Origin of the sequence: Microcoleus sp. S36b_A4 (genome assembly GCF_036700645.1) — a bacterium.
In the GTDB taxonomy this organism is placed as follows: Bacteria; Cyanobacteriota; Cyanobacteriia; order Cyanobacteriales; family Microcoleaceae; genus Microcoleus.
Genome location: NZ_JAUBPI010000164.1, coordinates 1 through 6,922, shown reverse-complemented (window position 1 = coordinate 6,922; position 6,922 = coordinate 1). Strand labels below are relative to the sequence as shown.

5 protein-coding genes are annotated in these 6,922 nt (G+C 44.5%); 4 read left to right on the top strand and 1 reads right to left on the bottom strand.

The window, feature by feature from the left end:
- Positions 1 to 131: 131 nt before the first annotated feature.
- A complete protein-coding gene (locus tag QUA03_RS27950; RefSeq protein WP_333216857.1) occupies positions 132 to 1,481 on the top strand; it encodes a peptidylprolyl isomerase in 1,350 nt (449 codons plus the stop codon).
- Positions 1,482 to 1,596: 115 nt separating this feature from the next.
- On the opposite strand, the gene QUA03_RS27945 is transcribed toward QUA03_RS27950, so the two are convergent.
- Positions 1,597 to 2,376: a tetratricopeptide repeat protein gene (locus tag QUA03_RS27945; protein ID WP_333216855.1), complete on the bottom strand. Its 780-nt coding sequence runs from the start codon at positions 2,374 to 2,376 to the stop codon at positions 1,597 to 1,599.
- A 524-nt stretch (positions 2,377 to 2,900) separates the two neighbouring features.
- Here QUA03_RS27945 and QUA03_RS27940 point away from each other — a divergent pair.
- The 3 genes from QUA03_RS27940 to QUA03_RS27930 all read left to right on the top strand — a co-directional run bounded on the left by QUA03_RS27940 (position 2,901) and on the right by QUA03_RS27930 (position 6,639).
- A complete protein-coding gene (locus QUA03_RS27940; RefSeq protein ID WP_333216853.1) occupies positions 2,901 to 3,617 on the top strand; it encodes a pentapeptide repeat-containing protein in 717 nt (238 codons plus the stop codon).
- Between the two features lie 567 nt (positions 3,618 to 4,184).
- Entirely contained in the window at positions 4,185 to 4,916 is a 732-nt protein-coding gene (locus QUA03_RS27935; protein ID WP_333233091.1) for a cytochrome c biogenesis protein CcdA, read from the top strand.
- A 310-nt stretch (positions 4,917 to 5,226) separates the two neighbouring features.
- Entirely contained in the window at positions 5,227 to 6,639 is a 1,413-nt protein-coding gene (locus QUA03_RS27930; protein ID WP_333216851.1) for a cytochrome c biogenesis protein, read from the top strand.
- Positions 6,640 to 6,922: the final 283 nt, after the last annotated feature.

The window sequence follows — 6,922 nt, the reverse complement described above, 5'->3', positions numbered from 1 at the left end:
AGCCGGATGCGGGGAAACCAGCACGTCCGGATCTAACTGAGAGGTGCGGAGGATAATACCTCCCATCGACTCAAACATTCCCGGATTGCTTCTAAAACCCCAAGATCACTCACTCAAATAGCAATTTACCCATGAGCGCTGCACTCCCGTTAACAGGCAAAGCTATAGTAGTCCAGGTAATTAACGGTCAACCCGTTGTGATCGAAGTAGACGGCACTAATGCCCCGATTACTGCAGGAAATTTTGTTGACTTAGTTGAACGCGGCATTTACGACGGGGTGATGTTTCACCGAGTTGTACGTCAGCCAGAGCCTTTTGTAGTGCAAGGAGGCGATCCGCGCAGCAGAGATACTACAATTCCAGCCAGTCAATTGGGAACGGGTAGTTTTATTGACCCGGAGACCAATCAGCCGCGTTTTATTCCTTTGGAAATTAAGCCGCAAGGGGCCGCGCAACCTGTTTACAACCAAATTGTCACCCAGACGCCCCAGTTGCGGCATAATCGCGGGGCTGTGGCAATGGCTCGTTCTAATGCTTTGGATTCGGCTTCTTCGCAGTTTTATTTTGCTTTGGATGAGTTGCCATTTTTGGATGGTAGTTATGCTGTTTTTGGCAATGTTATTCAAGGTTTTGAAACGGTGAATGCGGTGCAGCAGGGCGATCGCATTTCAACTGCAAAAGTCGTTCAAGGAATCGTCCCCAGTCGGGTTTCTAGCATCATTACCGATGTTAATGTGCTCAACGATTTAATTAATAGTACCAATTTCCTAAATCTATCTTTGGGAGCGCTCAGACTGCCAAATACCCCCAACAACTATCAAGTCACTTCCCAAGACTCTCAGCAAAATCCCAGCGGTGTAGTGGGAGGTAGCGCCAACGATCGCATCCTCGGTTCACCGACGGATGATGCAATTAATGGCAGCCAAGGCAATGATACCATCAGTGGCGAAGTCGGTGACGACTTTTTGCGCGGTGGCAAAGGTAACGACTTCATTAGTGGCGGTGTTGGCAACGATATTCTGATTGGCAATTTCGCTGACGATACTCTCAATGGTGATGCTGGTAACGACTTTTTGCGAGGCGGTCAAGGGGATGATATCTTAATTGGTGGTGATGGCAATGATATTTTGATTGGAGATACAGGCAACAATACTCTCACAGGAGGTAGTGGTGCAGATACTTTTGTTTTGCTCGGAGTAGATCCTGCTTCTCTTCCTTTTATTACCCTACCCCCGACAAGTCATACAATAGTTGATTTTAGACCAGAGGAAGGCGATCGCATTGCTTTGACAGGAAATTTATCCGATACTACATTCACTCAATCTGGAAGCAATACTGTCATTAACTTGGCAGCGGCTGGTACTGTGGTACAAAATTCTACTGTCGCCTCTGTTCAAAATGCAGCCTTTGCAATTCCTTTATCTAGGATTCCTAGCGCTCCTAACCCTCAACCTGCCGATGCAGCCTTGAGAATTGGCTAACTTTAACTATAGGTGTAGGGTGCTTATGGCGCACCTTACAGATTCCCCAATTCCCCTTCCCCATTCCCCAATTGCCCAATTGCCCAATTTCCAATTCCCCAATTTGAAAACTCAACTAACACCATAGTTTTCTAATTTGAGAAACTGCATCTTGATAAGAATCCATTCTCCCCTGCAGCTTAAAAAGCTCTGCCGCCTTCTGAAAATCCTCAAATGCTCCCTGAACCTCTCTCAATTTATATCTAGTCAGTCCTCGGTTAAAGTAAGCTTTAGCAAAAGCGCTATCGAGGCGAATTGCTGACTCAAAATCAGCTAGTGCTGCCAGGGAATTTTGCATTTGTAGGCGGATAGCACCTCGGTTAAAGTAAAATTGAGCTACATTAGGGTTGAGCAGCAGTGCCGAGTTGTAATCGGCGATCGCCCCAGTATAATCTTTTAAACGAGTCAGCATAAACCCCCGATTGCTGTAATACTTGGCTCGGTAAGGATCGAGTTCGATGGCTGTAGTTAAATCTTCGATCGCCGATTGCTTGTAGCCTAATTTGTAGCGGGTCACACCGCGATCGTTGTAAGCTGACGCGAATTGGGGATTAATGTTAATTGTGGCAGTAAAATTTTTAATAGCGCCGTGCAAGTCTTGTTGTTCGAGATTTTTTAAACCTTGAGTGTAAAACTTTTTGGTACTAACTTTTAAATTGGCCTCTTGTCGGGATTCAGCTTGCTCCCCCGAAAATACGCCGGCAATATTAGTGAATCCCAAAGATTCGATCGAATTAAAAATAGTTGTGACAACTAATTGGCTTGGGAGAAGGGGGATAGTAGGCATGGGAGGAGTGGTGTTCAACTGTATGCTCTTATTTTCCTCCATACTTCCGCTACTGACAGTGATATCCATACTCTCAGGAACGTGATAAGTTTGATGCGATTAGGTGATGTTGGGGCTTGAATTGTGTGATGAAAGTTGGGCTTAGTTAGTGATGCCGATCGCAATTAACGAAAATTGCGTCTATAACCCTTTAAATATAAGGCTTGTAGGCTAGAGAAGCGGTTTCTTGATTCCCATATTGAGCAGTTTATACCAGGATTGTTTGCAGGTATGCCCCTGGGGAAGCGATCGCAACTTGCTGCGGCAAGTATTACTTTGTAGCGATATTGCACTGGCAAATCCCGCTCAAACTTGCGGTCATTTTATACCAGGTTTTTAGGAAAAATATTAGTTTGGCAGCGAGGCATCTGTGCATCAACCGGGTTTCTACCTCAAAGCGCATCTAAGACAGGCTAAGTTAAGTTTGTACCCGCGCCAACCCTGATTAACCTTTCACTACACTAATATTTTTGAGTAATCTTGCTGAGGGAAGTTGCAGATTATTTGCTATGCTTTGATTAGACATCCATAATTTATGGCGCAAATTAGTGTCAATGAAAAGAGTTATGAGGTTGAAAACTTTCTTCGCTGCAGTGTTGGCGATCGTCCTGTTCACTCTCTACTTAACTCCTCCTGTGATGGCCGCGAATGCGGAGGATGTGAGTCACCTATTAAAGGATAATTGGTGCGTCAGTTTTTTGTGGAAACAGTGCGATTTGAGCGCAGTCGATTTGCGGGGAGCTAATCTCCAAGAAGCCAATTTGAGCGGCGCTAATTTGAGCGGCGCTAATTTGTCCGGTGCTAACTTAAAAAATGCGGATCTTTCTGACGCAGACCTCAGCGGCGCTAATTTAGCAAATGCTGATATTTTAGGCACGGATCTCAGTCGAGCCAATTTGACAGAAGCTAATTTCAACTCCACGAAGTTGTGGGATGCTAATCTGACTTTGGCAAATCTGAGCCGCGCCAATTTACAAGATGCTAATGTCTTAGATTCTCGACTTTGGGGAAGCAATCTCACCGAAGCTAATTTAACGGATGCGACACTGCATGGTGCTGACTTGCAATATGCTAATTTGGCAGACACTAATTTAACAGGTGCTGACTTGCACAGCTTCTTTTTCCGAGGTTCCAAACAAGTCACAAATTTGAGCAATGCTAATTTAGAAGGCGCTACTTTAACGGGAGCAAATTTCAGAGGTGCGGTGCTGGCAGGGGCAATAATGCCGGACGGGTCTATTAATGAAGAAAGTGGCTTTAATTTACCGTAGAGTAAAATTAAAGTCTGCTTGAATAATTTCAACAACAGGCTTTCGGGCTGATTTCGCAGTCAATGAATTATCTGGTGTAGCTGCGCCCGTTGCCAACAGCTTGTTGAGGATGCTGTCAAGATATCAATGTAAACCAGGGTGCGATCGACCTTTTAACTTCCAAGCTGCGCCCATTACCAACAGCTTGTTGAGGATGCTGTCAAGATATCAATTTAAACCAGGGTGCGATCGACTTTTTAACTCCCAACCCGTAAATATCGCTAAAATCTTAAATTTAAAACAGAACCGACGCGCATCTGTTACAATTTTCAACAAAGCCAGAACAGCCCCGAACCTGAAGTCACCTGTCTAGGGATACAAGCCCTCCACAGGAGTCGTGAATAGCAAAAATATTAGATATTTAGTTTAAACTCTCAGATTCATCTGTAGAGCCTCTCTAAAATCTAAAATCGATGGGCTGTGGAGTTAATCTAAAATCTAATAATCTAAAATCTAAAATCTAAAATCGATGGGCTGTGAAGTCAATCTAAAATCTAAAATCTAAAATCTAAAATCTAAAATCGACTGATGGAAACCCTGCAAACTCAACTTTACGAACTCGCGCAATTTGCTAATAATTTAGTAAATACCCAACTGACAAACCTCAGTTTAGTCAGCGTCGGAGTCATCTTTCTGGCAGGGTTGCTAACGAGCTTAACGCCCTGTATGCTTTCAATGTTGCCGATCACGATCGGCTACATCGGTGGATACGAAGCAAAAAGCCGCCTCCAAGCCGCCGCCCAGTCTGCGTGGTTTTCCCTGGGATTAGCCACCACCCTTGCGGGTTTAGGTATTGTAGCATCATTTGCCGGACAAGTTTACGGGAAAATTGGTCTGGGTTTGCCAATTCTTGTCAGCATTATTGCTATTCTAATGGGGCTGAATTTACTCGAAGCTTTACCCTTACAAATGCCGTCTTTCGACGCTGTGGGGTGGGTACCGAAAGATTTGCCGGCGGGCGTGCGATCGTACTTATTGGGCTTAACTTTTGGTTTAGTAGCGTCTCCCTGCAGCACTCCGGTTTTAGCTACACTCTTAGCTTGGGTTTCCAAAACGGGAGATACAGTTTTAGGTGGTGTGTTGCTGCTGTTTTACGCTGCTGGCTACGTCGCTCCGCTGATTATAGCAGGTACTTTCACTGCTAGCATTAAAAAATTGTTAGAATTACGTCGGTGGTCGAGTTGGATTACGCCTGTTAGCGGCGTTTTGCTAGTAGGATTTGGTGTTTTCTCTCTGCTTTCCCGGATACTTCCCGCGTAAGTTTCGTTATCAGGAGTTCAGTCCTTATTTAGAGATATAGCAATCACTATGGAATGCGTGAATTAAGTTTTTTTAAACGAACCGCGAAGACGCGAAGAACACGAAGGAAGAAATAAAAGAGAAAGACTTCTAAATAGATTTAGACTTGCTCGAAAAAAATAATATTTTCTTCATCTTTTGTTGTTCCCTCCTCTTTCTTCCTTCTCCCTTCTTCCATCCGTTACATCCGTTACAAAATCCGTTGCCGAACTTCCTGACATCCGTTACATCCGTTACAAAATCCGTTGCCGAACTTCCTTCATAATTACCAATGACATCAAAAGAAGTATTTCTATCAAAACTCTCAAGCTGGGCGAATGCCCCTCAAAGGTTTTTCAAGCGAGAAATTTTGCCGGTGCTAGCAGATTTACGGTTGGCAATTATCTTGCTGCTGACGATCGCATTTTTCAGCATTTCCGGCACTGTCATCGAACAAGGCCAATCAGTACCCTTTTACCAATCTAACTATCCAGAACATCCTGCTTTGTTCGGCTTCCTAACTTGGAAAGTTGTGCTAATTGCAGGACTTGACCACGTATACCGCACTTGGTGGTTTTTGTCAATCCTAATTTTGTTCGGCAGCAGCTTAACAGCTTGTACATTTACCCGACAATTTCCTGCATTAAAAGCCGCCCGCCGCTGGAAATTTTATGAAGAACCCAAGCAGTTTGAAAAATTAGCTCTCAGTGCGGAATTAGATACAGTTGCTTTAACTTCGTTAGAACCACTTTTGCAGCAAAAAAACTACCGCATATTTCGAGAAGGCGAAAAAGTTTATGCCCGCAAGGGAATAATTGGCAAAATCGGCCCGATTATTGTTCACGCCAGTATGCTAATTATTTTAGCTGGGTCGATATGGGGCGCAATGACGGGATTTCTCGGTCAAGAAATTGTTCCCAGCGGCGAAACATTTCAGGTGCAGAATATTCTGGATGCGGGGCCTTGGGCGGGGCCGCAAATACCGAAGGATTGGTCGATGCGAGTTAATCGGTTCTGGATTGATTATACTCCCGAAGGCGGCATCGACCAATTTTACTCTGATCTGTCAGTTTTGGACAAAACAGGCCAAGAGGTCGATCGCAAAACCATTCACGTTAACGAACCTCTCAGATACCGGGGAGTCACATTTTATCAAGCAGATTGGGCAATAGCTGCCGTGCGAGTTCGCCTCAACAAAAGCCCGGTTTTACAATTACCAATGGCTCAGCTAGACACTCAAGGTAAAGGTCGAATTTGGGGTGCTTGGATTCCGACAAAACCCGATTTGAGTGCTGGAGTTTCTCTGCTAGCAAAAGATTTGCAAGGAACGATGTTAGTGTACGGTACGGATGGCAAATTGTTAACTACAGTTCGCGCAGGAACGGCGGTAGAAGTTAACGGAGTCATGCTGACTATTGACGAAGTTGTAGGCAGTACGGGATTGCAAATTAAAGCCGATCCGGGTATTCCGATAGTTTATACTGGCTTCGGGTTGCTGATGCTCAGCGTGCTAATGAGCTATATGTCTCACTCGCAGATTTGGGCTTTGGAAAAAAACGGCAAACTCTACGTCGGCGGGCGCACTAATCGCGCTCAGGTGACTTTTGAAAGAGAAGTTGTGGAGATTTTGGACAAGTTGGCCGAATCGAAAACAGCAGAGGAAAAAAGTGCGATCGCCCCGACTTCTGTTGCAAGTCAAAGCTAAAAGTAGGGTGCGCCTAGCGCACCTTACACCAACGATAAATATCAAAAAGATTAGTTGAGTTTGTAGGGTGGGCGTTGCCAGATATGTCTAGGTGGTTAATGTGAACCTGAGAAAAAGCAGAAAACCACTATTTCACGTTCTGATTTTTCAAATTTCAAGTAATGAAAATTACTATACGGAGTTTTGGTTTCACAATCCCAACGTTGAAACTGAAGTTCCCCCATTGACAAAAGGCGTCGGAGTATGTAGGGTAAACCTTTGGAGGATTTTGACTCCGGTTTTA

Excerpts from the sequence above, each read along its gene's own strand:
- QUA03_RS27945 (WP_333216855.1), bottom strand. The coding sequence starts at position 2,376 with ATGGATATCACTGTCAGTAGCGGAAGTATGGAGGAAAATAAGAGCATA.
- QUA03_RS27950 (WP_333216857.1), top strand. The coding sequence starts at position 132 with ATGAGCGCTGCACTCCCGTTAACAGGCAAAGCTATAGTAGTCCAGGTA.
- QUA03_RS27935 (WP_333233091.1), top strand. The coding sequence starts at position 4,185 with ATGGAAACCCTGCAAACTCAACTTTACGAACTCGCGCAATTTGCTAAT.
- QUA03_RS27930 (WP_333216851.1), top strand. The coding sequence starts at position 5,227 with ATGACATCAAAAGAAGTATTTCTATCAAAACTCTCAAGCTGGGCGAAT.
- QUA03_RS27940 (WP_333216853.1), top strand. The coding sequence starts at position 2,901 with ATGAAAAGAGTTATGAGGTTGAAAACTTTCTTCGCTGCAGTGTTGGCG.